This is a genomic window from Methylobacterium sp. NEAU K, from assembly GCF_030700285.1.
Lineage (GTDB): Bacteria > Pseudomonadota > Alphaproteobacteria > Rhizobiales > Beijerinckiaceae > Methylobacterium.
This window is the reverse complement of record NZ_JAUYZJ010000033.1, coordinates 33353-60081: the sequence shown is the minus strand read 5'-3', so window position 1 is coordinate 60081 and position 26729 is coordinate 33353. Positions and strand designations below refer to the sequence as shown.

24 protein-coding genes and 1 pseudogene are annotated in these 26729 nt (G+C 64.3%); 17 read left to right on the top strand and 8 right to left on the bottom strand.

What is annotated here, in order from left to right; genetic code table 11:
* Positions 1 to 17 precede the first annotated feature (17 nt).
* Both Q8W67_RS21765 and Q8W67_RS21760 read left to right on the top strand, forming a co-directional pair.
* Positions 18 to 1910 (top strand): TRAP transporter large permease subunit, encoded by a 1893-nt coding sequence (locus tag Q8W67_RS21765; RefSeq protein ID WP_305545069.1) that lies wholly within the window; start codon positions 18 to 20, stop codon positions 1908 to 1910.
* Between the two features lie 924 nt (positions 1911 to 2834).
* Positions 2835 to 3050, top strand: coding sequence for a hypothetical protein (locus Q8W67_RS21760; protein WP_305549853.1), 216 nt, complete (start codon positions 2835 to 2837; stop codon positions 3048 to 3050).
* 59 nt (positions 3051 to 3109) lie between these two features.
* On the opposite strand, the gene Q8W67_RS21755 is transcribed toward Q8W67_RS21760, so the two are convergent.
* Positions 3110 to 4099 carry an inorganic phosphate transporter gene (locus Q8W67_RS21755; RefSeq protein ID WP_305549852.1) on the bottom strand — a complete coding sequence of 330 codons (990 nt, stop codon included), beginning with the start codon at positions 4097 to 4099 and terminating at the stop codon, positions 3110 to 3112.
* 9 nt (positions 4100 to 4108) lie between these two features.
* Positions 4109 to 4750 (bottom strand): DUF47 domain-containing protein, encoded by a 642-nt coding sequence (locus tag Q8W67_RS21750; protein WP_305549850.1) that lies wholly within the window; start codon positions 4748 to 4750, stop codon positions 4109 to 4111.
* Between the two features lie 600 nt (positions 4751 to 5350).
* On the opposite strand from Q8W67_RS21750, the gene Q8W67_RS21745 reads away from it, so the two are divergent.
* From Q8W67_RS21745 to Q8W67_RS21700, 10 genes are all read left to right on the top strand, one after another.
* Complete coding sequence (locus Q8W67_RS21745; protein ID WP_305549849.1) at positions 5351 to 5614, top strand: DUF485 domain-containing protein; 264 nt, start codon at positions 5351 to 5353, stop codon at positions 5612 to 5614.
* The gene (gene actP / locus Q8W67_RS21740) at positions 5611 to 7257 is read left to right on the top strand and encodes a cation/acetate symporter ActP (RefSeq protein WP_305549848.1); all 1647 of its coding nucleotides are present in this window, start codon (positions 5611 to 5613) and stop codon (positions 7255 to 7257) included. Before Q8W67_RS21745 ends, actP begins: the two co-directional genes overlap by 4 nt.
* Positions 7258 to 7276: 19 nt before the next feature.
* A complete protein-coding gene (locus Q8W67_RS21735) occupies positions 7277 to 7912 on the top strand; it encodes a glutathione S-transferase family protein (RefSeq protein WP_305549846.1) in 636 nt (211 codons plus the stop codon).
* 780 nt (positions 7913 to 8692) lie between these two features.
* Positions 8693 to 8983: a hypothetical protein gene (locus Q8W67_RS21730; RefSeq protein ID WP_305549844.1), complete on the top strand. Its 291-nt coding sequence runs from the start codon at positions 8693 to 8695 to the stop codon at positions 8981 to 8983.
* A 164-nt stretch (positions 8984 to 9147) separates the two neighbouring features.
* Positions 9148 to 10092: a formylglycine-generating enzyme family protein gene (locus tag Q8W67_RS21725; protein WP_305549859.1), complete on the top strand. Its 945-nt coding sequence runs from the start codon at positions 9148 to 9150 to the stop codon at positions 10090 to 10092.
* The gene (locus tag Q8W67_RS21720; protein WP_305549843.1) at positions 10089 to 11786 is read left to right on the top strand and encodes an arylsulfatase; all 1698 of its coding nucleotides are present in this window, start codon (positions 10089 to 10091) and stop codon (positions 11784 to 11786) included. The genes Q8W67_RS21725 and Q8W67_RS21720 overlap by 4 nt, the downstream gene beginning before the upstream one ends.
* 49 nt (positions 11787 to 11835) lie before the next feature.
* The gene (locus tag Q8W67_RS21715) at positions 11836 to 12858 is read left to right on the top strand and encodes a transporter (protein WP_305549842.1); all 1023 of its coding nucleotides are present in this window, start codon (positions 11836 to 11838) and stop codon (positions 12856 to 12858) included.
* Between the two features lie 616 nt (positions 12859 to 13474).
* Positions 13475 to 14257: an SDR family NAD(P)-dependent oxidoreductase gene (locus Q8W67_RS21710; protein WP_305549841.1), complete on the top strand. Its 783-nt coding sequence runs from the start codon at positions 13475 to 13477 to the stop codon at positions 14255 to 14257.
* An 881-nt stretch (positions 14258 to 15138) separates the two neighbouring features.
* Entirely contained in the window at positions 15139 to 16455 is a 1317-nt protein-coding gene (locus Q8W67_RS21705; RefSeq protein WP_305549840.1) for a carotenoid oxygenase family protein, read from the top strand.
* A gap of 6 nt (positions 16456 to 16461) precedes the next feature.
* A complete protein-coding gene (locus tag Q8W67_RS21700; RefSeq protein ID WP_305549839.1) occupies positions 16462 to 16878 on the top strand; it encodes a hypothetical protein in 417 nt (138 codons plus the stop codon).
* Between the two features lie 231 nt (positions 16879 to 17109).
* Here the strand turns inward: Q8W67_RS21700 and Q8W67_RS21695 are convergent, their stop codons facing one another.
* From Q8W67_RS21695 to Q8W67_RS21685, 3 genes are read right to left on the bottom strand one after another with little or no spacing between them, the layout of a single operon-like run.
* Positions 17110 to 17463 (bottom strand): response regulator, encoded by a 354-nt coding sequence (locus Q8W67_RS21695; RefSeq protein ID WP_305549838.1) that lies wholly within the window; start codon positions 17461 to 17463, stop codon positions 17110 to 17112.
* Positions 17464 to 17517: 54 nt separating this feature from the next.
* Entirely contained in the window at positions 17518 to 18567 is a 1050-nt protein-coding gene (locus tag Q8W67_RS21690; RefSeq protein WP_370693929.1) for a sensor histidine kinase, read from the bottom strand.
* On the bottom strand, positions 18564 to 19985 hold the full coding sequence (locus Q8W67_RS21685; RefSeq protein ID WP_305549857.1) for an ATPase domain-containing protein: 1422 nt from the start codon (positions 19983 to 19985) through the stop codon (positions 18564 to 18566). Before Q8W67_RS21685 ends, Q8W67_RS21690 begins: the two co-directional genes overlap by 4 nt.
* 761 nt (positions 19986 to 20746) lie before the next feature.
* Here Q8W67_RS21685 and Q8W67_RS21680 point away from each other — a divergent pair.
* Entirely contained in the window at positions 20747 to 21034 is a 288-nt protein-coding gene (locus tag Q8W67_RS21680; RefSeq protein ID WP_305549837.1) for a hypothetical protein, read from the top strand.
* 584 nt (positions 21035 to 21618) lie between these two features.
* Here Q8W67_RS21680 and Q8W67_RS21675 read toward each other — a convergent pair.
* Positions 21619 to 21828, bottom strand: a complete 210-nt coding sequence (locus tag Q8W67_RS21675; protein WP_305549836.1) for a cold-shock protein — start codon at positions 21826 to 21828, stop codon at positions 21619 to 21621.
* Between the two features lie 829 nt (positions 21829 to 22657).
* Between Q8W67_RS21675 and Q8W67_RS26910 the strand changes: the two genes are divergently transcribed.
* Positions 22658 to 22813 carry a hypothetical protein gene (locus Q8W67_RS26910; protein WP_370693928.1) on the top strand — a complete coding sequence of 52 codons (156 nt, stop codon included), beginning with the start codon at positions 22658 to 22660 and terminating at the stop codon, positions 22811 to 22813.
* Positions 22814 to 23162: 349 nt separating this feature from the next.
* Here the strand turns inward: Q8W67_RS26910 and Q8W67_RS21660 are convergent, their stop codons facing one another.
* The gene (locus tag Q8W67_RS21660) at positions 23163 to 23462 is read right to left on the bottom strand and encodes a pentapeptide MXKDX repeat protein (RefSeq protein ID WP_305549834.1); all 300 of its coding nucleotides are present in this window, start codon (positions 23460 to 23462) and stop codon (positions 23163 to 23165) included.
* A gap of 386 nt (positions 23463 to 23848) precedes the next feature.
* Between Q8W67_RS21660 and Q8W67_RS26905 the strand changes: the two are divergent.
* Positions 23849 to 23981 (top strand): annotated as a pseudogene (locus Q8W67_RS26905) (IS5/IS1182 family transposase); the annotation flags it as partial.
* 88 nt (positions 23982 to 24069) lie between these two features.
* On the opposite strand, the gene Q8W67_RS21655 reads toward Q8W67_RS26905, so the two are convergent.
* The gene (locus tag Q8W67_RS21655; protein ID WP_305549833.1) at positions 24070 to 24330 is read right to left on the bottom strand and encodes a hypothetical protein; all 261 of its coding nucleotides are present in this window, start codon (positions 24328 to 24330) and stop codon (positions 24070 to 24072) included.
* Positions 24331 to 24502: 172 nt separating this feature from the next.
* On the opposite strand from Q8W67_RS21655, the gene Q8W67_RS21650 reads away from it, so the two are divergent.
* Both Q8W67_RS21650 and Q8W67_RS21645 read left to right on the top strand, forming a co-directional pair.
* Positions 24503 to 26125 (top strand): ABC-F family ATP-binding cassette domain-containing protein, encoded by a 1623-nt coding sequence (locus Q8W67_RS21650; protein ID WP_305549832.1) that lies wholly within the window; start codon positions 24503 to 24505, stop codon positions 26123 to 26125.
* Between the two features lie 91 nt (positions 26126 to 26216).
* Entirely contained in the window at positions 26217 to 26696 is a 480-nt protein-coding gene (locus Q8W67_RS21645; RefSeq protein ID WP_305549831.1) for a hypothetical protein, read from the top strand.
* Positions 26697 to 26729: the final 33 nt, after the last annotated feature.

Genomic DNA, 26729 nt, shown 5'->3' with positions numbered 1-26729 from the left:
CCTGAAGGGAGGGCGCCATGCAGATCGACATCGCGGCGGTGGAGAGTGCGGCGGGTCTTGAGCTGGCAGGTCCGCCCCTGCGCGCGCGGCCGTGGCTGCGCCGGTTGGACGACGGGCTGGGCTACCTCGTGGAGATCCCGGCGGCGCTGCTCGTGCTGGCCGAGATCGGCGTGCTGCTCGGCGGGGTGGTGAGCCGCTACGTGTTCCGTGAACCGCTGGTCTGGTCGGACGAACTGGCCTCGATCCTGTTCCTGTGGCTCGCCATGCTGGGCGCCGTGGTCGCCTTCCGCCGCGCCGAGCACATGCGCATGACCGCGCTCGTCGCCATGAGCGGCCCGCGCCTGCGCGCCTTCCTGGAGACGGTCGCCCTGGTGGCCGGCCTGATCTTCGTGGCGCTGCTGCTGGAGCCGGCCTGGGAGTTCGCCAGCGAGGAGGCCTTCGTCCAGACGCCCGCGCTGGAACTCAACAACGCCTGGCGGGCCGCCGCCCTGCCGGTCGGCCTCGGCCTCATGCTGGTCGTCGCGGCGATCCGCCTGCTGGAGACCGCCGACTGGCGCCTGACCGTGGGCGCGCTGGCGCTGGGCGGGGGCCTCGCCGCCGGGCTGGTGGCGCTCCAGCCCTGGTTCGCGGGGCTGGGCAACCTCAATCTGCTGCTGTTCTTCGTCCTCGGCGTCGGCGCGCTGGTCTTCTCCGGCGTGCCGATCGCCTTCGCGTTCGGGTTGTCGACCTTCGCCTACATCACGCTCACCACCAACGCGCCCTCGATGGTGGTGGTCGGGCGCATGGACGAGGGCATGAGCCACCTCATCCTGCTGGCCGTGCCGCTGTTCGTCTTCCTCGGCCTGCTGATCGAGATGACCGGCATGGCCCGGGCCATGGTGGGCTTCCTGGCGAGCCTGCTCGGCCACGTGCGCGGCGGGCTGCACTACGTGCTGGTCGGGGCGATGTACCTCGTGTCGGGCATCTCCGGCTCGAAGGCGGCCGACATGGCCGCGGTCGCGCCCGTGCTGTTCCCCGAGATGAAGGCGCGGGGCGCCAAGGAGGGCGACCTCGTGGCGCTCTTGGCCACGACGGGCGCGCAGACCGAGACGATCCCGCCCTCGATCGTGCTGATCACCATCGGCTCGGTCACGGGGGTGTCGATCACCGCCCTGTTCACCGGCGGCCTGCTGCCGGGCCTCGTGCTCGCCGTGACGCTCTGCGCGCTCGTGTGGTGGCGCTATCGCGGCGAGGACCTGAGCCACGTCGCCCGGCCCGCGCGGCGGGTCATCGGCCGGGCCTTCGTGGTGGCGGTGCCGGCGCTGGCGCTGCCCTTCGTGATCCGCTTCGCGGTGGTCGAGGGCATCGCCACCGCCACCGAGGTCTCGACCATCGGGATCGTCTATGCCGCATTGGCAGGGCTGCTGATCTACCGTCAGTTCGACTGGCGGCGGCTCTACCCGATGCTGGTGACGACCGCGACGCTGTCGGGGGCGATCCTGCTGATCATCGGCGCGGCCACCGGCATGGCCTGGGCGCTGACCCAGTCGGGCTTCTCGCAGACGCTGGCGGTGACGATGAAGAGCCTGCCCGGCGGGGCGATCGGCTTCCTGTTCGTGTCGGCGGCGGCCTTCATCGTGCTGGGCTCGGTGCTGGAGGGCATCCCGGCGATCGTGCTGTTCGGCCCGCTGCTGTTCCCGATCGCCCGGCAGGTCGGCGTGCACGAGGTCCACTACGCGATGGTGGTGATCCTCGCCATGGGCATCGGATTGTTCGCGCCGCCCTTCGGCGTCGGCTACTACGCCGCCTGCGCCATCAGCCGGATCCACCCGGACGCCGGCATGCGCCCGATCGTCGGCTACATCCTGGCCCTCCTGGTCGGCCTCCTCGCCATCATCCTCGTCCCCTGGTTCTCCATCGGATTCCTTTAAAAATTTCCATTTAAGCAAATCTTGTAGCGGTTCACCTCGAAAAGATGGATGCTGGATGACTTTGCGGCAGGCTGAATATGTTGTTTCGGATCCATAATCGTCATGATCCTCTACGCCGTGGTTGGTGCTCGAGATTACACATCGCCCCGACATCGGCAAATTTTGGTTAATAAATATCTATTTTTTTAATAAAAATACAATTTTCTATACAGATCGATGAATAAATAGTACGCAATAATTGATTTCTTGGTGTCTTACATTCCCATAAAATGCGGTCCAAGTCCCTGTTCATTGAGCCCAGAAACATCCCCTTCCAAGATATGCAAATGATGGGCGGGACGGCTGCAATGGGCGTGACACGTCCGGCCGGATCTGGCCGAACGCTGTCCGGCCACGCTGGGCCTAACCACGGCTCGAATCTGACGCCCCTGCCCGTGCGCTGATGAGATTCTGTCGAGGGCTTTCTCGGCACTCGACCGACTGGCAAATTCCCAATGCCCGTTGCCGGCCCCTCGAGGGTCAGCTTCGACAGTTGTCCACGGCGATCGGCCTGCAACCGCTCCACAAGCCAGCTGTTGCCCGACACAACTGGAAATGGAGGCAGTCGATAAATACCGGCGGCGTTTCTCGTCGGGCCTTGGCGGCAGCGCTCGGTCTAGCCGGTCCAGTACTGACGAGAGTGGCCGGGGCCGGTCCCGACTGCATCGCGGCCGAATTGGTCAGACAGCAGGTTGGCGCCGAAGGCCATGCTGGCATGGCCGAGTTCGCGGCCGCCGATGGGCACCGGGAGGGTCCGAGCATCGAGAACGGCATGAAACTGGAGTTCCACGCCGGTGCCAAGATGGGCGCCATCACCCCGCGGGAAGCCCGACGATTGAACAGGCAGCGACGCCGGATGCGACCTCGCATAGGGGCCGGTCAGTGATGAAGCGTGAGAAGCACACAGCGTACCTGATCGCCGTGCATGAGAGGCGCGAGGCCGTCCGGGTCTATGCCGTCGTGGCCAACTGGGCCGAGGCAGCTTTGGCTCAAGTCGGCGCGCTGGCCACTGAGGACATGCAGGTCGAAATCGTCGGTGCGCTGTCGCGGGACATGGTCCGCCGGCTCGGTCTCAAGCCCGGCGAGACACGCATGATCTGAAGTGAGCCGTCCCAGGTACTTTGAACCGCCGGCTCCGGCACGGCCGCGCTCGCGCCGCCTTACGGCAGCACGAGGCCGGACACGTCATAGATCAGCGCCGCCACCAGGGCTGCCGCCGGCATCGTGACCACCCAGGCGATGACGATGCCCTGCGCGACGTTCCAGCGGACAGCCGACACCCTGCGGGCTGCGCCGACCCCGATGATCGCGCCGGTGATCGTATGGGTGGTCGAGACCGGGATCCCGAATGCCGTGGCGGCGAACAGGGTCACGGCTCCCCCGGTCTCGGCGCAGAAGCCCTGCATGGGTGACAGCCGGGTGATCTTCGACCCCATCGTGTGCACGATGCGCCAGCCGCCCAGCAGGGTGCCTAGCGCCATGGCGGTCTGGCAGCACAGCACCACCCAGAGCGGCACGTGGAACGACCCGCCGCCCGCCCCATGGGCGTAGAGGAGCACCGCGATGATGCCCATGGTTTTCTGTGCATCGTTGCCCCCGTGGCCAAGGGAGTAGAGCGAGGCCGAGGCGAATTGCAGGACGCGGAACAGCCTGTCCACGGCGTATGGCGTCGAACGCACGAAGGTCCACGACACGCCGAGCATGAGCAACAGCCCGAGTGCGAAGCCGAGGGCGGGCGAGAGCACGATCGCCGCGCTCGTCGTGATCACGCCGGGCCAGACGATTGCGCTCACCCCCGCCTTTGCGATGCCGGCCCCGAGCAGGCCGCCGATAAGGGCATGCGAACTCGATGACGGTATGCCGGCATACCAAGTGAGCAGGTTCCAGGTGATGGCGCCGCCGAGCGCGCCGAGGATCACCCGATCGTTCACCACAGCGACGTCGATGATGCCGGACCCGACCGTGCCGGCGACGTGCAGGCCGAAGACCAGGAACGCCACGAAATTGAAGAACGCCGCCCAGAGCACGGCGTAGCGGGGTGCCAGAACCCGGGTCGAGACGATGGTCGCGATCGAGTTGGCTGCGTCGTGCAGGCCGTTCAGGAAGTCGAAGACCAGGGCGACCGCGATGAGGACGATCAGGAGTGTCACGCGGCCGGCTCAGACATGCTCGACGACGATGCTGCTGATCTGGTTCGCGACATCCTCGAACCTGTCCATGACCTTCTCCAGGTGATCGTAGAGTTCCGACCCGACCAGGAAGGCCATGGGATCCTGCCGCGACGCCTTGAACAACTCCTTGAGCCCCGCATTGTGCAGATCATCAGCGCGGCCTTCCAGTTGTATGACATGCTCGGTCAGGCTGTTCAGCGCGGTCGCATTCTCGCCCATCGCGCGCAGCTTCGGGAGGGCCTCGGCGGTCACGGAAGCGGCCTCCTGAATCACGGCGGCCATCTCGCGCATCGACGGCTCGAAAGTGGTCACCTCGAAGAGCTGGACCGCCTTGGCCGTTTTGAGCATCTGGTCGATGGCATCATCCAGGGAGCCGACGAGGGCCTGGATGTCACCGCGATCGAACGGAGTGATGAAAGTCCTGCGAACCGCCAGCAGGGCCTCACGGGTGATGGCGTCGGCTGTCTCCTCGTATGCGGAGATCGCCTGGCAGGCCACCGGAACGTCCTGCGTGCCGTCGAGCAAAGCTCGGAGCGCGGCCGATCCCTGCACCAGCGTAGCAGCGTGTTGTTCAAAGAGGTCGAAGAAGCGATCCTCCTTCGGCATCAACGCCCGGAACCAAGTCAGCATGTAACGTCCTGATTTACCGAAAGCGATAGGCGCGCCGCCTCGACGAGCCGGCCTATCCTGGCGAGAGGACATCCACGACGCCGACGGTCTGCCGCGCCATGCTCACCTCGCTCCGCGTCACGGCTGGCACTCAGAGCCAAGTAGATGACCATGTCGCCGGTGGCCATCCCCCGACCGGATGCACTGGACGCCTCGTTGGGCGCTCTATCATCGCGACGCGTCCGGCTCTCGCATCTCGTTTCGAAGATCGGCATGGCGGCTGTCATCATGGGCGTCCGCATGCTGGTACGGGAACGGCGCCGCCCCGCCGGCGCCCGCTTCGGAGGATGGACGGGATGGTGCTGAAGGGCCGGGATGGGCGCGAAGCGGCCGGCCGAAGCTGGCCGGAAGCGGCATGGCTGCTTCCGAGTGACCAGTGCGGTGAAGCAGAAATTGGATGTCCAACCGCTTGCGGCCCATGGCAGTCGCAGCGGTCTGCGCAAATGTTTCTCGGGAGCGGAGTTTCGTCACAAGGTGATCGAGAGCGCAGGTCTTTCCCGGAGCGGTGTTCGGGTTGGCATCCGAGTTGCTGATGCTTCCGCGACGCGTCCGGAGACACCAATGGCTTTGCAGATTTCCCCACCTTCGGAGGCGGGTGGCAAAATCGGGCGCCCCCGGCTCGGCCTCGGCCTCACCGCGACTCTGATGCTCTTCTATTTCGGCTTCGTCGGGCTCGGCGCGTTTGCGCCCTCCGTCTTGGCCAGACCGCTTGTCGATGGTGGCACGGTGACCGTCGCCTTCGCATACGGTCTCTTCGTGATCGCGCTCGGCGTCGCGCTGACAGGGATTTACGTGCTCATCGCGAACCGCGAGAGCATCCGATGAGGGTCTCGGCTGCGCGCCGCCGCGGGCTATCCGGCCTGGCCCTTCTCGCACCGGCACCCGCCCTCGCACAGACAGGCGGGACCAGCGGCGGCCTCAACCTGACCGCCATTGCGCTCTTCACGACCGTCGTGATGGGCACGCTGTACATCACCTACAGGGCGGCGAAACGGACGCAATCGGCATCGGACTTCTACACGGCCGGAGGACGGATCACAGGATTCCAGAATGGTCTCGCGATCGCCGGCGATTTCATCTCGGCGGGCGCCTTCCTCGGGCTCGCTGGCCTCGTGTTCGGCAACGGGTTCGACGGCCTCATCTATGCGGTCGGCTACACGACGGGGCTGCCGATCGTGGTCTTCCTGATGGCGGAGCGGCTGCGTGCACTCGGCCGCTTCACCTTCACGGACGTCGCCTGCACGCGCCTTCAGGAGAAGCCGGTCCGCATCTTCGCGGCCTCGGCCTCCCTCGTGGTGATCGCGTTCTACCTCATCGCCCAGATGGTGGGAGGCGGGCAACTCATCCGCCTTCTGCTCGGACTCGATTACATCTATGCGCAGTTCATCGTCGGGCTCCTGATGATCTGCTACGTCCTGTTCGGGGGCATGGTCGCGACGACGTGGGTGCAGATCACGAAAGCGGTGCTGTTCCTCATCGGCGGGACGGTGATCGCACTGCTCGTGATGGCCCATTTCGGGTTCGATTATGGCGCGCTGCTTCGGCAGGCGGTTTCCCGGCACCCCCGCGGGGAGTCGATCCTGGCGCCGCAATTCCTGTCCCGCGATCCCGTCTCGGCGATCTCGCTCGGACTCGCGCTGATGTTCGGGACCGCCGGCCTTCCCCACATCCTGATGCGATTCTTCACAGTGCCCGATGCCCGCGCCGCGCGCATATCCGTGTTCTGGGCGTCGGTTTGGATGAACTACTTCTTCGCGCTCGTGTTCGTCATCGGGTTCGGAGCGCTCGCCCTCGTCGCCAAGAACCCGGCCTACGTGAACGCCGCCGGCGGCCTGATCGGCGGCGGGAACATGGCGGCGATCCACCTCTCGCACGCGGTCGGCGGCGACCTGATGCTCGGATTCATCTCGGCCGTCGCCTTCGCGACCATTCTCGCGGTCGTCGCGGGCCTGACGCTCGCCGGGGCGACGGCGGTGTCACACGACCTCTATGCCAGCGTGTTCCGGCGCGCCGGCGCGAGCGATGCATCCGAGGTGCGCGTCTCGCGCTACGCCACCGTAATCCTGGGAATCGTCGCGATCGGGCTCGGCATCGCGTTCCAAAACCAGAACGTCGCCTACATGGTGAGCTTGGCGTTCTCCATCGCCTGCTCGTCGACGCTGCCGCTCTTGATCCTCGTCCTGTATTGGCCAGGGCTCACGACGCGGGGCGCCGTGACCGGGGGATGCGTCGGGCTGGGAACCGCGCTCCTCTTCACCATCTTGGGCCGGCCAGTCTGGGTCGGCGTTCTGGGCTACGCGACGCCGATCTTTCCGATCGATCCGCCGACGATCGTGACGATGCCGCTCGCGTTCCTCGTCTGCTACGTCGTGTCCATGACGGACAGGAGTCCGCAGGCACGGATCGATCACCAGCGGGGCGCTTCGGTCGGCCGGACAGCGCCGCCCGCCTCGGTGCCCGCGGAATGAACCTGCCCAGGATTACAGCATGATGAAGCTGATCAGCGCGACACCGAGCCCGTATGCCCGCAAGGTGCGGATCGCGCTCGCCGAGAAGGGCATCCCTTTCGCCCTGGAGACCGAAGTGCCCTGGCACGGCACGACCGTGACGCCGCAGTACAATCCGCTTGAGAAGCTGCCCGTTCTCATCCTCGATGACGGGAGCTCCGTCTACGAGTCGCGCTACATCATGGAATGGATCGAGGCGAAGTACCCGACGCCGCCGCTCGTTCCAGAAGATGTCGACGGTCGGCTCCTCGCACGCAAGTTCGAGGTGCTTTGCGACGGCACCTGTGACGCGTTCGTGCTCATGTTCTTCGAGCAGATGCGCGAGCAGGGACGGCAGAGCCCGGAATGGATCGCACGGCAGCGCCGAAAGGTCGATGGCGGCGTGCGCGAGATCGCCCGCCTGATCGGCGACCGGGATTACGCGGTCGGCGACAGCTTCGGGCTCGGGGACATCGCGGCAGGAACGGTCGTCGGGTATCTCGACGTTCGCTGGCCGGATTATCCGTGGCGTGAGCAATACCCGAGCCTTGCCGCCTATAGCGATCGCATGGAACGTCGGCCTTCCTTCCAGGGTACGAAACCCACGCCGCAGAAAATCACGGAAAAGGTGGTGTGATGGGACAACCGACGAGCGATCGTTGAGCCATCGCATCCGCAGCACCGACCGAGAAGTTGCGCACCGCAGAACCGCGTAGCGACGCTCTCCATGCCTGCTCGCGCCACCATGCTGGCCCGGACCTAGCCCGTTGCTGAATGCCCGCTAGGCCCATCATCCAGTCGAGAGAGGACGGGTAGAAATCCACCGAACTCTGCCGTGCGGACGTGCGGGTGCCAATTTCCAGATGTGGCCGGAAGCGGCCGGACGGCTTCCGGCATTCAAGCCGGAGAAGCCGACCTTCGTCGTGGCTCAGATCGTGGTCTCAGATTGAGCCTTTGCAGACTGCCGCCCCGAATGTCCGCTCGATAGCGGAAAGCAGAAATCAAACGGAGGCGGCATACTGGACGCTCGGCATGCCTAATATTGAATCGAAACATGCGTGCAGCTATTAGATCTGCTCGTTGTCGCGCTCTGTATTGTTCAGAAATATTTGTAGTCAAAAGGATTTCATTTCGAATATCACGAAATTTGTTAGATTTATTGCCAATGTAATTTTTACGACGAAAATTTCATGCGTGTGAGATATTTATTCCACTCTATCCTATTGACAAGATTTAGAATAAAAATTCTATTGCCCGAGCGGACCCTTGAGCGTCCGGTGTCAAATGCCGGCGAGGTGCAGCCGTCTGTGGGTTCGCACCGATCGTTAGCTTGCGTGGATGGACACCAATGCAGCCCGACCGTCCTGCGTAGGATGGAAAGGCTTATCGCATCGTAGTCCGACGGATGGGACGGCAGATGTTGAAGCCACTGTGCCTGCTGGTCTTGCCGCTTCTCGCTGCCACGGCTGTCCAAGCCGACGAGGTGCCGCGCTTCAACATCAAGGCAATCTGCGGCGAGGCGCCATCACTCGGTCAGAGCGCCCGGACTACCGATCAGGGCTGTATTCACGATGAGACACTGGCCCGGACACAGCTTGAGCAGCAATGGGCCGGTTTCAAAGCCCAGCGCCGTAAAGCCTGCATTCAGGAAGTGAGCATCGGCGGACCGCCTAGTTACGTCGCATTGCTGACTTGCATTCAGATGTAATTATTTCTTATTATATCTGTGGACCGTGCCAATATTGCAGTTAATTTAGATAGTTTTGAAAAATTCGATTTTGTTCTTGGCAGGAAATATCTATTCACGTCCGACAGGAACACGAGATGGCTGGTGCTTCGTCGAGTGCGATTAACCGGCCTGTTCCCGCGACGATGCCAGATGTTCGCCGGGGCATGTGCTGGATACCAGGCGGGACGTTCCGCATGGGGTCAGATGTGCACTATCCCGAGGAAGCGCCCGCCCACCGTGTAACCGTAGACGGCTTCTGGATCGACGAGGCCCCGGTCACCAACCGCCGCTTCAGAGACTTCGTCCGCGCGACCGGCTACCGGACCGTCGCGGAGAGCCCTCCTGATCCCAAGGACTATCCGGGCGCGCAACCCGACATGCTCTACGCCGGCTCGCTCGCCTTCTCACCGCCACGACAGCCCGGCGACATGCGCGACTGGACCCGATGGTGGACTTTTGTGCGGGGGGCGAACTGGCGGCATCCCTACGGACCGGGTAGCTCGATCAAGGGCCTCGACGACCATCCTGTCGTGCACGTCGCGCTACGTGACGTCGAGGCCTACGCCGCCTGGGCGGGCAAGGGACTGCCGACCGAGGCTGAGTGGGAGTTTGCGGCCCGCGGTGGCCTCGATGGCGCGGAGTACGCCTGGGGTGATGTATTTTCGCCCGCAGGACGCCTGATGGCCAACACCTGGCAAGGCGACTTCCCCCACCTCAACACCGCCCCCCGCACCTATAAGCGCACCACGCCAGTCGGCTCGTTCCCCCCGAACGGCTACGGGCTCTTCGACATGATCGGCAATGTCTGGGAATGGACGTCCGACTGGTACGGATCGGCGCATCCGGCCGATGCCTTGAAGGCCTGTTGCGTCCCTCGGAACCCGCATGGCGGGCGCGCGGAGGACAGCTTCGACCCGCGCAATCCGCAGGTCCGGATCCCCTGCAAGGTTGTGAAGGGCGGCTCGCACCTCTGCGCGCCGAATTACTGCCGCCGCTATCGCCCCGCGGCCCGCCACGCGCAACCGGTCGACACCTCAATGAGCCACGTCGGCTTCAGGTGCGTCCTGAGAGAGAGGAACCGGTCATGACTCACGACGACGTGCACCAAGCGGATCAAACGGGCTCCGAGCCGGCAAGCGCACTCAGCCGCCGGAACATGCTCCTCGCCGGCACGTCGCTTCTGGCGACCGCCGGGCTGATGACGACAACCCAGACGGCAGCAGCGCAGGCTCAGCAGCAGCCGACGCCGGCGGGGCAGAAGCCGAACATCATCGTCATCATGGGCGACGACATCGGCATCTGGAACATCGGGGCCTACCATCGCGGCATGATGGCGGGACGGACGCCCCACCTCGACCGGCTGGCTTCCGAGGGCATGCTGTTCACCGACTACTACGCCGAGGCGAGCTGCACGGCCGGGCGCGCGGCCTTCATCACCGGGGAACTGCCGATCCGCACCGGCATGACGACAGTCGGCCAGGCTGGCGCACCCATCGGCTTACCGGCGCAGGCCGTGACCATCGCTACCGTGTTGAAGGGGATGGGCTACGCCACCGGACAGTTCGGCAAGAACCACTTGGGGGACAAGAATGAGTTCCTGCCCACAGTGCACGGCTTCGACGAGTTCTTCGGCTACCTCTACCATCTCGACGCGATGGAGGACCCGGCCCACCCCGGCTACCCGCAGGAGCTGCTGGACAAGGTCGGTCCACGCAACATGGTCCATTCCTGGGCGACGAGCGTAGCAGACACGACCGACGACCCGCGCTGGGGCGTGGTGGGTAAGCAGAGGATCGAGGACGCTGGGCCGCTCTACCCGAAACGGATGGAGACGGTGGACGACGAGATCCGCGACCTGGCACTCAACTTCATCGACAAGGCCAAGGCCGACGGCAAGCCGTTCTTCGTCTGGCTCAACCCCACCCGGATGCACGTCACCACGCACCTGTCACCGAAATATCAAGCTCTGCGCAACTCCAAGAACGGCTGGACCATCCATGAAGCCGGCATGGCGCAACTCGACGATGACGTCGGCTTGGTGATGAAGAAGCTGACGGAGTTGGGCGTGGACGATAACACCATCGTCGTCTTCACCACTGACAATGGCACGGAAGTCTTCACTTGGCCGGATGGCGGGCAGACCCCATTCGCGCAGTCGAAAGGCACGGTCATGGAGGGAGGCTTCCGAGCGCCGGCGATAATCCGCTGGCCCGGGAGAGTGCCCGCCGGCAAGGTCGAGAACGGTGTCATCTCCGGCCTCGACTGGTTTCCCACGCTCGTCGCGGCGGCGGGCGACGCCGACATCGGTGAAGAACTGAAGAGGGGCAAAAAGATCGGCGACGAGACCTACAAGGTGCACCTCGACGGCTACAATCAGATGGACATGATCACCGGCAAAGGTCCTTCGAATCGCAACGAAGTCTGGTATTTCGGAGAAAGCGAACTCGGAGCCGTGCGGATCGGCGATTACAAATACCGGTTTATCGACCAGCCCGCTGGGTGGCTTGGAGATAAAACCAAACCGGATGTCCCCTATATTACCAATCTCCGGCTCGACCCGTTCGAGCGCACCGGTTGGCCTGAAAATGGGACAAGGGGCGGCACGCAAAACTACATGAACTGGTTTCTCTACGAGTTCTGGCGCTTCACCTTCGTCCAACAGGAGGTGGAAAAGCTCGCGATGACCGCCATCGAGTTCCCGCCGATGCAAAAGGGCGCGAGCTTCAACCTTGATGCGGTGAAAGCGAAGATCCAAGCCGCCCGGGCGGCGATGGCGAAATAAGTAGTAACGATTAGGTACTGTAGCTATATTTTCCAAATCGGAGGGCGCTATGCGCAGTACAAATCGACCGAATTGGCTCGTTGTGCTGGCGTTCGCTATGACAATGAGTCTGGTGCTCCTGGGTAAAGGCCACGCTGCGGAGGGCGCGCAAGGTGTTTATGTTCTCGGCAACCGTGGGCCACTCGCGGGCGTAATCCCGCCACCGGGTTTCTACTTCGAGAGCGAGACATACTTCTATCAGGGTAATCTTGGGGGCGGCCGCACTTTCCAGAATGGCGGCGTCGTCGCTGCGAATGTCAAACTCGATATCAGTGCGAACTTCGTGACACCGATCTGGGTCACGCCGATCGAGATCCTGGGCGGTAACCTCGGCTTCTCCATCACCGTTCCGTTCGGGACGCCCAACGTGAGCGCTGGGGCGGTGCTCTCGTCGCCCCGGATCGACCGGATCGTCAGTGGGCGCGAGCGGGACGCCGTGTTCAACGTCGGCGACATCTATCTCGCCTCCTTCGTGGGCTGGCACTCCGGCAACCTCCACTGGAGCGTGACGGCCCTTGGGGTGGTTCCGTCCGGTTCCTACGAAACCGGGCAGCTCTCCAACATCGCGCTCAATCGCCCGGCGTTCGATCTCTCCGGGGCGCTGACCTACCTCGACCCCGCTCTCGGCTACGAGCTCTCGGTGGTGCCGGGCATCACCTTCAACTGGATCAATCCGGCGACACAGTATCTCACGGGCACCGAATTCCATCTGGAATGGTCGGCGTCGAAGTATCTGAGCAAGGAGTTATCGGTGGGACTCGTCGGGTACTTCTATGACCAGCTGACGGGGGATAGCGGGCGAGGCGACAAAGTCGGCCCCTTCAAGGGCCGGGTCACGGCTCTGGGTGGCCAGATCGGCTACACCTTCCAAGTCGGCGAGATCCCCGTTTCCACGAACGTGAGGGTCTTGCGCGAGTTCGCCGTTGCGAATCGTTTTGCCGGTACGGCAACCTATTTGACGATATCAGCGCCGCTTTGGGTGGTACCTCCGAAGCCCGTCGCGGAACCCAAGCTGGTCACCGCTAAGTTCTGACGACGCCGAAATACGTCATGTCATTCCGTCGCCATGGGCGCAAGAATTGGTTATGTTTGTGTAAGTCCTTTACTGCAGGCGTTATGCGCATGAGCCAGTCGGTCCGCCGCCACGCGCTATGTCCGCTGTGGCGAAGCGTGTCAGAGTCCTCGAATGACTGGGATGAGCGCTTAGCGACCGTAGGACAATCGGGCTCAGACTGCGGTGCGGATCTTTGATTGATCTTATAAGATCGACGATGAAGATATCTTTCTGTTTTTTCTGAACGAATCGCCGGAATTGACAGCTATTTTAGCAATTTTACCGGCGTTTCGATTTATTTGCGCGGTCAGATTTTGAGATTTATACTTGAGATTTGCGCTATGGATGGAGTCTTCGATCTCTCCCGCTTGCTTGATGCCGCAGCCGCCGCAACTCCTGTATCGGGCAGACCTGATCTCCACCGAATCTTCACGGTTTCGCCTGCACCATCGATAAGCAATTAAACCACGCCTCGGAATGCGACGGCGTGACGACGAGGAAGGCCCATCCGGCCCCGCTCGCGGCGGCCGCGCTGCTGCCTGCCTGAAGATCCCTTCTGCCGCCGGAGCGCGGCCGTCGCCGACGGAGACGGGACATGAGCGACACCAAGGACCGGACCGCGCTGGTGACGGGGGCGGCCCGCGGCATCGGGCTCGCCGCCGCGACCCGCTTCCTCGCGGAAGGATGGCGCGTCGCCCTCCTCGATATCGACGGCCCGGGCGTGGAGGCGGCGGCCGTCCGGCTCGACCGTCCCGAATCGGTGCTCGCGGTGACCGCGGATGTCTCCGATCCGCGGGCGGTGGCGGAGGCGGTGCGGCAGGTCGCCGACCGGTTCGGGTGCCTCGACGCGCTGGTCAACAACGCCGGCATCGCGATCTTCAAGCCGCTGATGGAGACCACGTTCGAGGATTGGTCGCAGGTGCTTGCGGTGAACCTGTCGGGGCCGTTCCTGTGCACGCAGGCGGCCGTCCCGCTCCTGGCCGAGCGTGGCGGCGCGATCGTGAACGTCACCTCGATCTCGGGCCTGCGCGCCTCGACGCTGCGGACGGCCTACGGCACCAGCAAGGCGGCGCTGGCGCAGCTCACGAAGCAGCAGGCCGTCGAGCTGGCGCAGTTCGGGATCCGCGTGAACGCAGTCGCCCCCGGCCCGGTGGACACGGCGATGGCCAAGGCGGTCCACAGCCCCGAGATCCGCGCGGATTACCACGACGCCGTCCCCCTCGGGCGCTACGGCCTGGAGACGGAACTCGCGGAAGCGATTGTCTTCCTCTGCTCCGAGCGCGCCACCTTCGTCACCGGCCAGCAGCTCGCCGTCGACGGCGGCTTCGAGGCGACGGGCATCGGCCTCAAGACCCTGCGCCGGGACCGGCGGGACTGAGCGTCGCTCCGGCCGCATCCTTCCTGCTGGTGGATTGTCCGTCGTCAGATGTTCTGAGGCGATTTGGGAGGCTGAGAAGCGGAGGCTCTAATCCATCTGGCGTGAAAGGTGAGGCAGCCTGCTCGCGGTGGTAGATTAATTTGAATGTTTCTTGTCGGCAGCCGGCCCGGACGAATATGGGCCAGAACGTCCGCACTGGCTTATGGGCGCCTTCGGCTATCGGCGCGATCCAGCCCTGATAACTGGGCTGCTACCATGTCCAATTCGGAGATGCCGTCCGAGTCGGCCGGGTGGCGGCAATGGGCGCAGGCCGGAAGGTCTGCTTCGGTAATCCCTCGATTCGGGCGTTCGCGCGATGCTGAAAACGCCGTCGCCTGCAGGCCATTGCCGATCCCCTGCATGCGCTGTTTTCCTTCCCCGCTTACCCTTGTAGGGAAAGGCTCGCCAAGCAGCTGATCGACCATGACAATCCAGCGCACATCTGCTCAGCGATTGGCTTTTCCGAAGCTCGTCCCTGTATTTTCCGCACGGACAGGGAATGCGCGCAAGGAGACTGGTTCGGGCCCGACTGCCCGCACCACCAGGCTTTCCTGATGGAAAGGGGTCTTGAGGGCACGGTGGTGATAGGGACGTCGGTGCCGACTCATGGCGGCGGCGAGCGTGGTCTCGCGCGAGCCGGAACCTCTTTCCCGGTCGCTCGACAGGCTCGTGTGCGGGCCCATGTCTCCCCAGGTGAACGACGGCGTTCCGGGCGCCCGGCCGCCGGCAGGCCGCAGACCGGCTCGCGCAGTCGCAAGAGAAGCCCGTTCGTATCCGCGGCAAGGCATGCGCCTCGCGCATCCGGCACTCCGAGGGACGGACAGCACGATACGGAGACGCCGATGCCCGAGGTCGAGGCGGCACCCTACTGGCTCGACGGCAACTTCGCCCCCGTGCAGGAGGAGGTCACCAGCTTTGCGCTCGAGGTCGAAGGCGCGGTGCCGCCTGAGCTTCGCGGCCTCTACGCCCGCAACGGCGCCAATCCTCGCGACGGCCATTCCGGCCACTGGTTCCTCGGCGACGGCATGATCCACGGCGTCGCGCTACGCGACGGCCGCGCCGAATGGTACCGCAACCGTTGGGTGCGCACGCCGCACTTCGAGGGCTGTGACTCCGGCAACCCGCTCGACCTGCGCGGCAGCGTCGCCAACACCAGCGTCGTGGCCCATGCCGGGCGCACCTTCGCGCTCGTCGAGAACGCCCTGCCGATGCGGATCGGGCCCGAGCTCGAGACTCTGGGCTACGAGGATTTCGGCGGGCGTCTGACGACGCCGTTCACGGCCCACCCGAAGATCTGCCCTGAGACGGGCGAGCTGCACTTCTTCGGTTACAGCCCGCGGCCTCCCTACCTGACCTACCACGTCGCCGACGCCGCTGGCACGCTGGTGCGCAGCTCAGCCCTGCCGCTGCCCGCGCCCGTGATGATGCATGACTTCGCCCTCACGCGTGGGCACGTTGTGTTCATGGACCTGCCGGTGGTGTTCGACCTGGGATTGGCGATGCGCGGCACGATGCCGTTCACCTGGAGCGATGTGCATGCGCCCCGTCTCGGCGTGCTACCGCGCGGCGCGGGGGCCGAGGCTATCCGCTGGGTCGCGGTCGGGCCCGGCTACGTCTTTCATGTCGGCAACGCCTACGAGGAGGCGGATGGGACGCTGGTGCTGGACGTGGCGTGGTACCCCGAGCTGTGGCGCGGCGGCCCCTCCACCTCGCGCTTCGAGCGTGCGCGGTTGAGGCGCTGGCGTGTTTGCCCTGGGGCGGAGCGCGCGCAGGAGACGGATCTGGACGATCGCGCGATCGAGTTTCCGCGCATCGACGCGCGACGCACGGGGCTGGAGCATAACGTGCTCTACGCGGTGCAGACCGGGGCCGGCTCGGGCGAAGACGAGGCCCGCAACGGCGCTTTGGTGCGCTACGATCTCACCCGGGGTCAGGACGCGACGCACGTGTTCGTCGACGGCATCCCGAGTGAGTTCGCCCACGTGTCCGGCGGCTCGGATGACGGCTGGTTGATGGGGTTCGTCTATGACCAAGTTCGCGGGGCAAGCGACCTCGTGATCCTGGAGGCGGCGGACGTGGCGGCCGAGCCCCTGGCGCGAGTGCGCCTGCCGCGGCGTGTGCCGCAGGGCTTCCACGGCATCTGGATCCCGGACGCGTGAGGACCGGTGCCGCAGGCGGTCGCAGCCCGACTACGCCGTCAAGCTGCGCGCCTCGAGCATCACACAGAGCGCAAGCATCGCGCCACGACCGGACCTTGGTTCCTGGCCGGTAAGCGGGCCTACGGCATTAACCGCCATCCGGCTACCCGGAGCAGCTTCCAGAAAGCGGACATTCCAAAATCACCCGAACTCGGCTGCTATAGATCGAACGCAGAATGCCAGCTTTCGAACATGCGAGAGTTAGAAGCAGATGCGTTCTCAGAGCCATTCACAAAACTCGCGATCACCGGGGCGTTCTCTCTGGGGGTACGACGGCGCAGCGGAAATCTTGTGAGGCGCTCTCAGCCTTCGATCGCGCGTGATCTGTCGGCATTTGAAAGCCCGACAGCTTTTTCAGAGCAATTGTCGATGCTGGCGCCGTGAAAATCCGAGCGTACCGCTCCAGCAGATTGAACGATCCTTTTCCTTTCACTGTAATGCGGGCGTTATGAAATGCGAATGAGCATCGGGCCTCGGGGAAAATAAGCGTTACGCGATATCGATTCATGCTGAAGCATCAAAACTGTGAGGCCAGCTCCGATTGAGCGCCATCGTTCGCGGGTTGGATTTCTAGGGAGATGTTTTCTTACGATTTCCGAAATTCAAAATCGGATATCATTCATTTCCCAAGGGGAAGAGCGCCATTTTTTGCGCGAAGTCCAACTGCGAAATCGGCTTACCGATGATTGCAATCGATATGTCGCGATGTTGATCCGCAATTTGTTCTTGTCCAGTAATGAAAATTGTTGGAATGCCGCGCTCCAAGAGCCAGGCGGCGGCCGACGGGCCGGTACGCCCATCGGTAAGATCAATGTCAACCAACGCGCCGTCAAACTCGAGATCCGAAAAATTTTCCTTAAGATCGGCGAAGCTTTCCAGAGCGCCTACAAATACGTGGCCCAAATCTTCGAGCAATTGCTCGATATGAAATACGATGAGGGCATTGTCTTCAAGGCAGAAAATACGCATGCGATTCGCCAAAAATATTTCTCTAGACTGATAGATTGCGGGCGCGGCATAGATCTATTGGTTGCAGGACACTCGCGCTAAGGAGCCGCGCGCTTCGCACCGCAGACCTTCGGGATGGAAGGCAATCACAGGCTTTTGTCCGAACATTCCCGTCAGGGCGGCACGCAGGTAGCGGGTCCCATAGCCGGCACGCACCGGCTCCGTGACGGGCGGTCCGTTGCTCTCGCGCCAGCTTATCGACAGCTCGCGCGGCTCGTCATCCGAAACCGTCCATTCGAGAAGCACCCGCCCTTCAGCTTTCGATAAGGCACCGTACTTGATTGCGTTGGTTGTCAATTCATGGAGGCACAGCGCCAACGTCGTTCCGGCTTCCCGGTGCAGCATGACGGTAGGCCCGCGCGCTGTGATCCGATCCTCGCCGGTCAGTCGATAGGGGCTGAATGTGATATCGGCGATCTCCTGGACCGGTACGATTTCGCCGGCCGCATGGAAGACCGCAGAATGGACCTTGGCCAGTGCGCCAAGGCGCCCCCTGAAGTCCTCGGCAAATTCTTCTATCGATGTTGCGCCCCGGCGGGTCATCTCGAAGATCGATGTGACGCTGGCGAGGATATTCTTGACCCGATGGTTTAACTCGCGCCGCAATTCGATCTCACGTGCGATATGGTCCCGCACGTCGCGTTGCCGAAGGCGGGCCAACAAAGCAGACTGGACTCCGCTGACCAGTTCCACAGGCGTGACGGGCCGTTGATAGAAGAGTTGTCGGGCCCGTGGCCATGCTCGGCTCAGTTCTGCGCGCATGCGTGCGTTCGGAGAGGCACGATCGAGCAGCACGACGATGGGCATTTCCGACCAAGCGGGCTGGGACCGCAAATGGACCGCGACCGCTTTCAAGACGGCAGGCGTCAGGGCTTCATGCGTCGTGACCAAAACTCCAGGCAGAGTTGCGAGTTGGGCCACGATGTCGTCGATGCCGGACGCTGTCTCGACACGAATGCCGTGCTCGGACAGCAGACGGCCGAGGTAGATCGCGTCTTTGCGATAAGGCGCCAGGACCAGCACGTGATCCAGCGCCGAGAGATCCTCGAAACCCAGATCGCTCACGCTTCCGGAAGCGGGTTGTAGGGGACGACGGTCACTCCCGAACTCCTGATGAAGAGTTCATGGACGTCGAGGTCATGGGGCCCATGCCGTTTCTTCACCACGGTGATATTCCGCCGTAGTCGGCCATCGTGCTCCGTAATCCGGAGGAGTAGAACAGTGTCGCCAAGAAAGCTGACATCGACGTCGATCCCGACGTTTTGGCCCAGGAGACCGTGTTGGGCGACGATCAGCATCGTCAATACACCCGCCCGCGCGAGATATTTGAGCAATGCCTGGATATCGCGGACTGCCTTTTCGCGATGGGGAAGCGAGTTGAGATAGCCGGTGAAACTGTCGATCACGACGACGCGGCTGTTGTCCTGCGTGACAATTTCTTGAACGATTTGTGCGAATTCGCCTGGTGAGATCTCGTTCGGATTGAAATCGCGAATGATGAGCTGACCATTCTCATGGAACTGGCGCAAATTCATGCCCAGGCCCTCCGAGCGCCGGAAAAAGGTTTCCAGTCGCTCCTCGAACAAAAATAATGCTACGCTCTCGCCACGCTTCAACGCGGCCGTCGAGTACAGCGAGGCCATCGTGGACTTGCCGGTGCCGGACTGGCCGATGACCAGCGTCGTCGTTCCTGCCTCCTGGCCGCCACCGAACATCTCATCGAGAGTATCGACACCGGATTTGATGAGTTCCGGTTTGATGGACTCCCTCGCCGCGCCCGGCACGATGCGTGGAAACACGACGACGCCCTGCCCTTCGCGGATCGCCATATCGTGATAACCATCGGCGATCGGCACGCCGCGCATCTTGCTGACCTCAATCCGCCGACGAACTGCGCCGTACTCCTCAAGCGACTTGTCAAAGCGGATCACACCGTGGGCGATACCCTCGACTTCTTCGCCAGTCACGCCTTGGCCGTTCTGTGTGTCGAGCAATAGGGCGACCACGTTGCGTTTAGCCAGGAAGGCCTTGAAACCGATCAGTTCGCGACGGAAGCGGGGTGTATCACCCGTGATCAGCCTGATCTCCAGCAGCGAGTCGTAAACGAGACGACTGGGCTTGTGCTCTTCAATGGCCCGTTCGATCGCCTGGCGCGTTTCGTCCAAGCGCAATTCTGCAGTCTGAAAGATCGTCTGGTCGGCCGCGCCATTGACTGCGTCCGAGGCAGACAATTCTTCGACCCGAATACCGTTCAGACTCCATCCGTGTGAGAGGGCGATCGATTCGAGCTCCGCTGCGGTTTGCGACAGGCTCACATAGATGCACCGCTCGCCAGCCTCGACCCCGGCCAGTAGGAACTGAAGGGCCGCGGTGGTCTTGCCTGCACCGGGGGCCCCTTGCAGCAAGTAGAGGTTCGAGGGCGGAAATCCACCGCGCAAGATTTCATTCAGCCCGCTTACCCCTGTCGGGACGGGCTTAGGCATCTTGCTTGTCGCCACATTTATCTCCTCGCCGCTATCCGTGGAAAAACGGCGTTCCGCCCGGTAATAAATGCTTCATCACCGGGTCGCCCGGAAAACGCAAGCCGCTAGCCGGGACCGTCCCGGTTAGGAGGTTCACCCGCAGGTTGCTCTCGGATTCATCAGCTTCGCATGGCCCACGCGGTCGACGGCGTTGATTTGAGTCGGATCCCCGTCGACGGTGTCGCTCGGCGGTTTCGCTGGAGCCCCTCCGCAGATCCCGTGGCGCGGCCGATCGCCAGGGGGACTCGCCGACCAGTTGACCCCGACGCCCGTCCCCATAACCTGCGAGCATGGCTGTCGAAGCGCGCAACCATCTCGGCCGCGCTGGGCCGATACGCTCGCAGGCGCTGTCCCGGCCGCAGGCCGTCGCCGTGAGCGTATCGGGGCTGTCCGTGAACCCGAGGGAGGGCCACAAAGCCGGCCGGTCAGGTCAGTGGACGGCTCCGGGCAGGCGCGATAGGGGCGGGGGATGACCTCGAACACAATTGTTTCTGACCTTCGCAACGCCGTCGCGGTCACGGACGGCGAGATCAACGCGGCGGTCGGCACGGTGCTGACGCATCTCGCGACCGAAGCCTATACGCTGGCGAATGCCTGGACCCTCGCTCGGCCGGAGCGATCGCCGGGCACAAGGCCTCCCGGGACGCGCTCCTCGCCGATCGTGATGCCGACAAGCCCAACAGGGTCCGCACCGCGATCCTGCTGGCGCATCCGGTGAAGGGGTGAGCGAAGTGCGCGGCGCCACGACCGAACGCAGGCACTGGTTCTATGACAGCAAAGTGATGGTCTCTGCGTTCTGCCTGCTGTCCTTCGTCCTCATATTTTGGCAGGTGAGCACCTTTGAGGGGTTTCAACCCATCTTCACGTGTGCCGCCGCGAAAGATGTTGATCGCGGGCTGCTCTCCTCGGGAATGAATGCCTGCATGGAACATGCGCATTCGCAGGCCGATCGAGAGCGGTGCATGCGGACGGTCTACGTGCTGGCCTGCATGAAGGAGCGGTGGCGTTGAGGGGCGCCCGCAAAGGCCCTGCGGCCCGGCATCTTAGACGGGCCCATGCGGGGGCAGCAGCTCCATCGCCATGCGTGACAGCCCGGGCCATGTTGTCGGCATTGTCGTGCTCTTTGGCTTCGCAACGGTGATCGGCGGAACGCTGTTCCGGCAGTGGCACCCCGAGGCGCGCGTCCGCGCAAGGAGGCCCGGGGCCGGATCCTGGCCTCCCTCTGCGACCGGAACCGGTCACGGCCACACAGGTCGCCGAGCGCGCGGGAATCGCTGGGCGTGAGCGGGGAGATGGCCTCGATGGAGCCGTGCCAGAGCGCGACCGGTTCGGACGCAGAACAGGGGCGAGGCCGGATGACATGCCGGCGAGTTACGGCGGGCCTGTGAAGGCGGCTAAGCGGCCGGAAGCGGGTTGCCCACCGGCCGCAGCAGATGGGCCCCGCCGCCCGATTCGATCGCGGGCTGGCGGGGGAGGTCGTCGATTTCACCGGCGGTCGAGCCGATACGCGACGCGGCTCGGGATGCGTGATGCGGCCGCCTGGTCAAGTCGGCGACCGGCCACACCTGCTGCCGAGGTCTCAGAACAGGAGGGCTCAGGCCGCCTGCAGATTGCCGGCGCTCTCCTTGCCGCTACGACGGTCATTCTCGACGTCGTAGGAGATCTTCTGCCCCTCGATCAGGTTGCGCATCCCAGCGCGCTCGACGGCCGAGATGTGGACGAATACGTCCTTGCCGCCGTCATCGGGCTGGATGAAGCCGTATCCCTTGGTCTCGTTGAACCACTTCACGGTGCCAGTCGCCATCAGATGTCCTAGTCGTCTCCGGCACGCCAACGTGACGTGCCTAAAGCCCAAACCGAGTCTCTTGGCCGACTGTTCCGTGGGAACTTCGGGGGGCCGGCAGGCCATGCGGCCAAAGGCGCCCTGCCCGATACGGGTTGGGACGGCTCGCCCCTACCATTCGCATGGCGCCGCAGCGGTGCCCGACCTGACCGGGGGCGATGGTGCTCTCGGATTCCTAATGCCGAGAGCGGTCGCAGGAGGTTCGCCCACCTGAGGATTCTCACCGGAATCCTCGGAATCCGAAGCGGTCGCGGGCATACCCTTGCGGCATCCTCAGGCACGAGCGGCAAGACCCCTCGCCTCAGACGCGCTTGGTCCGGGACGCTAATTTACACCGCTGTCACTGTTCCGCTGCTTACAGCGCCAGCCGACGAAGCACGCCGGTACATCGGACGTCGGCTCATAGGCGGGCGCACTGGTCTGGTCCTGCTGGCAGGCGCCGCCGTCTCGATAGACCATCTCGTATTCGCGTTCACTCGATGCAAGCACCGCTTTGCCCGCTTGAGCCACGAATGCCTTCAGCGCCGCACACGTGGAGGTTCGCGTGGGTGTGCGAACCTGGGCATGTGTGCCTGTGGACGCGGTCAGCATGAGGAGGATCGCGAGGGTCGGAGAAAGGCGATTCATGGCAGGCTATGGTCAGCAAAATAGGTGACGATCATGGCGCCCCCGGGATCGTCTATGTCCATCGCGCGATCCGCGGCATAGGCACGCTGGTGTCGCGGGCCTATCGCAAACGGCAACGCGTCGTTGGCCATACCCGTCCGGCTTGCCGCTCCGCAGGCGGCCCATGATCCTCCGCACGCTCGCCGTCAAGCTGGAGCGGCAGGCCCGCGGCGACTTCAAGAGCCGGTATTTTGAGGGCGCCCGCATCGTGCCGGCCGTGTCCCGGGACCGGCTCGCCGGGTGCCCGCGGGCGCGCCGCCAATGGGGCCGGCGCGGATGAAGGAACCGCGCCGGGATCAAGGACCTGGAGCGCGAGGTCCGCCAAGCCCACGAGCTCCTGAGGGCGGCGTCGGCGTATTCCGCCATGGCGGAGCTTCGAGGCCGTCGCGTACGCCACCCCGGATGTGTCACTGGTTCAGAAGACGCCGGCTACGCGAACCGTTCGGCAACGCGCCCCCCGCCGAGGCCGAGGCGCTCGACCATGCCCGGATCGACGTGCAACCCTTGACCGCGTGACCCAAACCAAACGGCCCCCCGGGAAGCCCGGGGCGGTTCAATCCCGCACGTCCGGGCGGGGACTGTTGGACGGGTAGCCGGCGACGGCTACCCACCGGCGCATCATGGCGGCCTTACTTTTTCATGGCGTCCTTGCCCATGGCGTCCTTGCCCATGGCGTCCTTGCCCATGGCGTCCTTGCCCATGGCGTCCTTGCCCATGGCGTCCTTGCCCATGGCGTCCTTGCCCATGGCGTCCTTGCCCATGGCATCCTTGCCCATGGCATCCTTCTTCATCGGATCCTTGTGCATGACGTCGGTGCCCATCGAGTCCTTGTGCATGACGTCCTTGCTCATCGACTCAGCCGCGTAGGCAGGAGCCATGACGACCGTAGAGGCAATGAGTGCGGCGGCGACGCTGAACGAGAAGCGCATGTGAGTTTTCCTCCTCTGCTGTGCCTTGGAAGGCACCGACCAAGCTTTCGACGCCATCGCGTCGATGGTTACACCCGCTCCAGAGGTTCTACTCCGTCGGTCTCCAGAGGACTTCTCGGTGATAATGCGCTCGCATCGGCCTCTCGCGGTGCCGAGAGCTGAAAGGCGGGCTTCTGGCCGAGGGGGATACCCGGGCGTAGCCAAAGCGCATGTAAGGGTCTGAGCCGCATCAAGTTGTCGCGAGGGCTATGGTTTTGCGAGTCAGGGCCGTCATTGCAGCACGGCGGCAGCGAGGATGGAGCTGTTTTGGCGCTCGGATGAGCAGTGGGCGGTGATCGAGCCGTTCATGCCGGTGAACCAGGCCGGCCCAGACCGCCAAAAGCGGGCGCCGCTACCGCGAGCCTTGGCGCGTTGAAGCCGCCTTCGTCCCTCTGAAAGACTTCCGCCGCATCGCAACCTGCTACAACAAGCGACCGCCGCAACGACGCCTCGGCCGTACCCCTCGCCTTCTGGTGCTGATCAAATCCAGACTCTCGGGCCGAGCAGAGACTAATGCGGCGGCCTGGCAGGGCGCTTCTGGTGCGGCCGGTGGTGCCGAGCCTGCACCTCAGCCCTTGCTCAGCCGCAGCGCGTTGGCCCGGACCTTGCGCCGGTAATTGCGGATCACCTTGCCGTTCGAGGCGCCCGCGGCGACCATCAGCGCCGTCTCGCTGGCCGCCATGATCTTCTCCGTCACCATGAGCTGCGCTTCCACCTGCGCGGCCGGGCCGCCGAGCGCGAACATCGCCATCCGCTGGGCGATCACCTCCTGCGCCTCCAGCCCGAGCATGGCCATGTCCAGGCTCGTCTTCCACCAAGCGAACAGCATCGCGTTCCTCATGTTGCGCGGGGCAACGGCCCAGCCTGGGCTTGGCTCCCGACGCCCGACCACGGTTGCGTGAGGCGCAAGTCCGCCCCGCGACCCCGGGTTCCGTCTTTGCGCCGTCTCGATCCATGCCGTAAGCGCCCCCGAGACCTCCCCGGATACGCGCCCACTCCTCATGATACGCCTGGACAAGATCACCAAACAGAACGGGCGGCAGCTCGTCTTCATCGAGGCCTCGGCTGCCCTCCAGCGGGGCGAGAAGGTCGGGCTCGTGGGGCCGAACGGGGCGGGCAAGACGACCCTGTTCCGCATGATCATCGGCCAGGAGCAGCCCGACGAGGGCCATGTCGCGGCCGACCGGGGCATCACCATCGGGTATTTCAGCCAGGATGTCGGCGAGATGTCCGGGCGCAGCACCGTCACCGAGGTGATGGATGGCGCCGGGCCGGTGAGCACGGTGGCGGCCGAACTCGCCGAGCTCGGCGCGGCGCTGGCCGACCCGGACCGGGCGGACGAGATGGATGCCCTGGTGGAGCGCTACGGCGAGGTCCAGGCCCGGTTCGAGGAGCTCGACGGCTACGCCCTGGAGGGCCGGGCGCGGGAGGTGCTCGACGGCCTCAGCTTCAGCCAGGAGATGATGGACGGGGATGTCGGCGCCCTGTCGGGGGGCTGGAAGATGCGCGTGGCGCTGGCCCGGATCCTCCTGATGCGCCCGGACGTGATGCTGCTCGACGAGCCCTCCAACCACCTCGACCTGGAGAGCCTGATCTGGCTCGAATCGTTCCTGAAGGCCTATGACGGCGCCCTGCTGATGACCTCGCACGACCGCGAGTTCATGAACCGCATCGTCACCAAGGTGATCGAGATCGACGGCGGCGCGCTCACCACCTATTCGGGCGACTACGCCTTCTACGAGGGCCAGCGGAAGCTGAACGAGGCGCAAGCCCAGGCGCAGTTCGACCGCCAGCAGGCGATGCTCGCCAAGGAGATCGCGTTCATCGAGCGGTTCAAGGCGCGGGCCTCCCACGCCGCCCAGGTGCAGAGCCGGGTGAAGAAGCTCGACAAGATCGAGCGCGTGGAGCCGCCCCGGCGGCGGCAATCGGTGGCCTTCGAGTTCCAGCCGGCGCCGCGCTCGGGCGACGACGTCGTGATGATGAGGAACGTCCACAAGCGCTACGGCAGCCGCAGCATCTACGAGGGGCTCGACTTCTCGGTGCGGCGCAAGGAGCGCTGGTGCGTGATGGGGATCAACGGCGCCGGCAAGTCGACGCTCCTGAAGCTCGTGACCGGTACGACCGAGCCGGACGACGGCTCGGTCACTGTGGGCGGCAGCGTCAAGCTCGGCTACTTCGCCCAGCACGCCATGGACCTGCTGGACGGTGACCGCACCGTGTTCCAGTCCCTGGAGGATGCCTTCCCGCAGGCCGGGCAGGGCTCGCTCCGGGCGCTGGCCGGCTGCTTCGGCTTCTCGGGCGACGATGTCGAGAAGCGCTGCCGGGTGCTCTCGGGGGGCGAGAAGGCGCGGCTGGTGATGGCCCTGATGCTCTACGACCCGCCAAACTTCCTGGTGCTCGATGAGCCGACCAACCACCTCGACATGGGCACCAAGGAGATGTTGATCGCGGCGCTCGGCGCTTACGAAGGCACGATGCTGTTCGTCTCCCACGACCGGCATTTCCTAGCGGCCCTGTCCAACCGGGTGCTCGAAATCACGCCGGAGGGCGTCCACCAATACGGCGGCGGCTACACCGAGTACGTGGCCCGCACCGGCCAGGAGGCACCCGGCTTGCGGAGCTGACGGGCGGCCTGCGCCGCGACCATGCGGCCGGTTACGCGGGCCGGGCGGTTTGCGCTATGGCTGGACCGACAGTGCTGGTGGCCGAGACGCCGTGCGACGCCTGCTGAAATTCCTCCACACGATGGGGGCCGCCGGAATGCTGGGGGCGATGGCGTCCCTTGTCGTCATGCTGGGCGTCAGCCCTGGGCCTGCCGCCCTGCCGGAATACGCCGCGCTGCGGGGCGGCATGGGCGCCGTCGCCACCTGGGTCTTCCTTCCTTCCCTGGCGTTGACCCTGATGTCGGGCCTGCTGGCGATGGCGGTGAACCGCGCCTTCTTGGGCGCAGGCTGGGCGTGGCTGAAGCTCGCCACCGGCGTCCTGATGTTCGAGGGCGGGCTCGTCTACGTGCAGGGGCCGATGCGGCAGGAGGCCGAACAGAGCGCCCGGGCGCTCGCTGGCCGGGTTGATCCCGGGACGCTCGCCGCCTCGCTCGGGGCCGAGCGCGGCACGCTCTGGGTGCTGCTTGCCGTGGCGGCGGCCAACGTCGTGCTGGCGATCTGGCGACCGCGGATCCTTCGGATTCCGCGATAGGAGCTCCCGACAGTCCGGAGCGGCAAGCCTCTG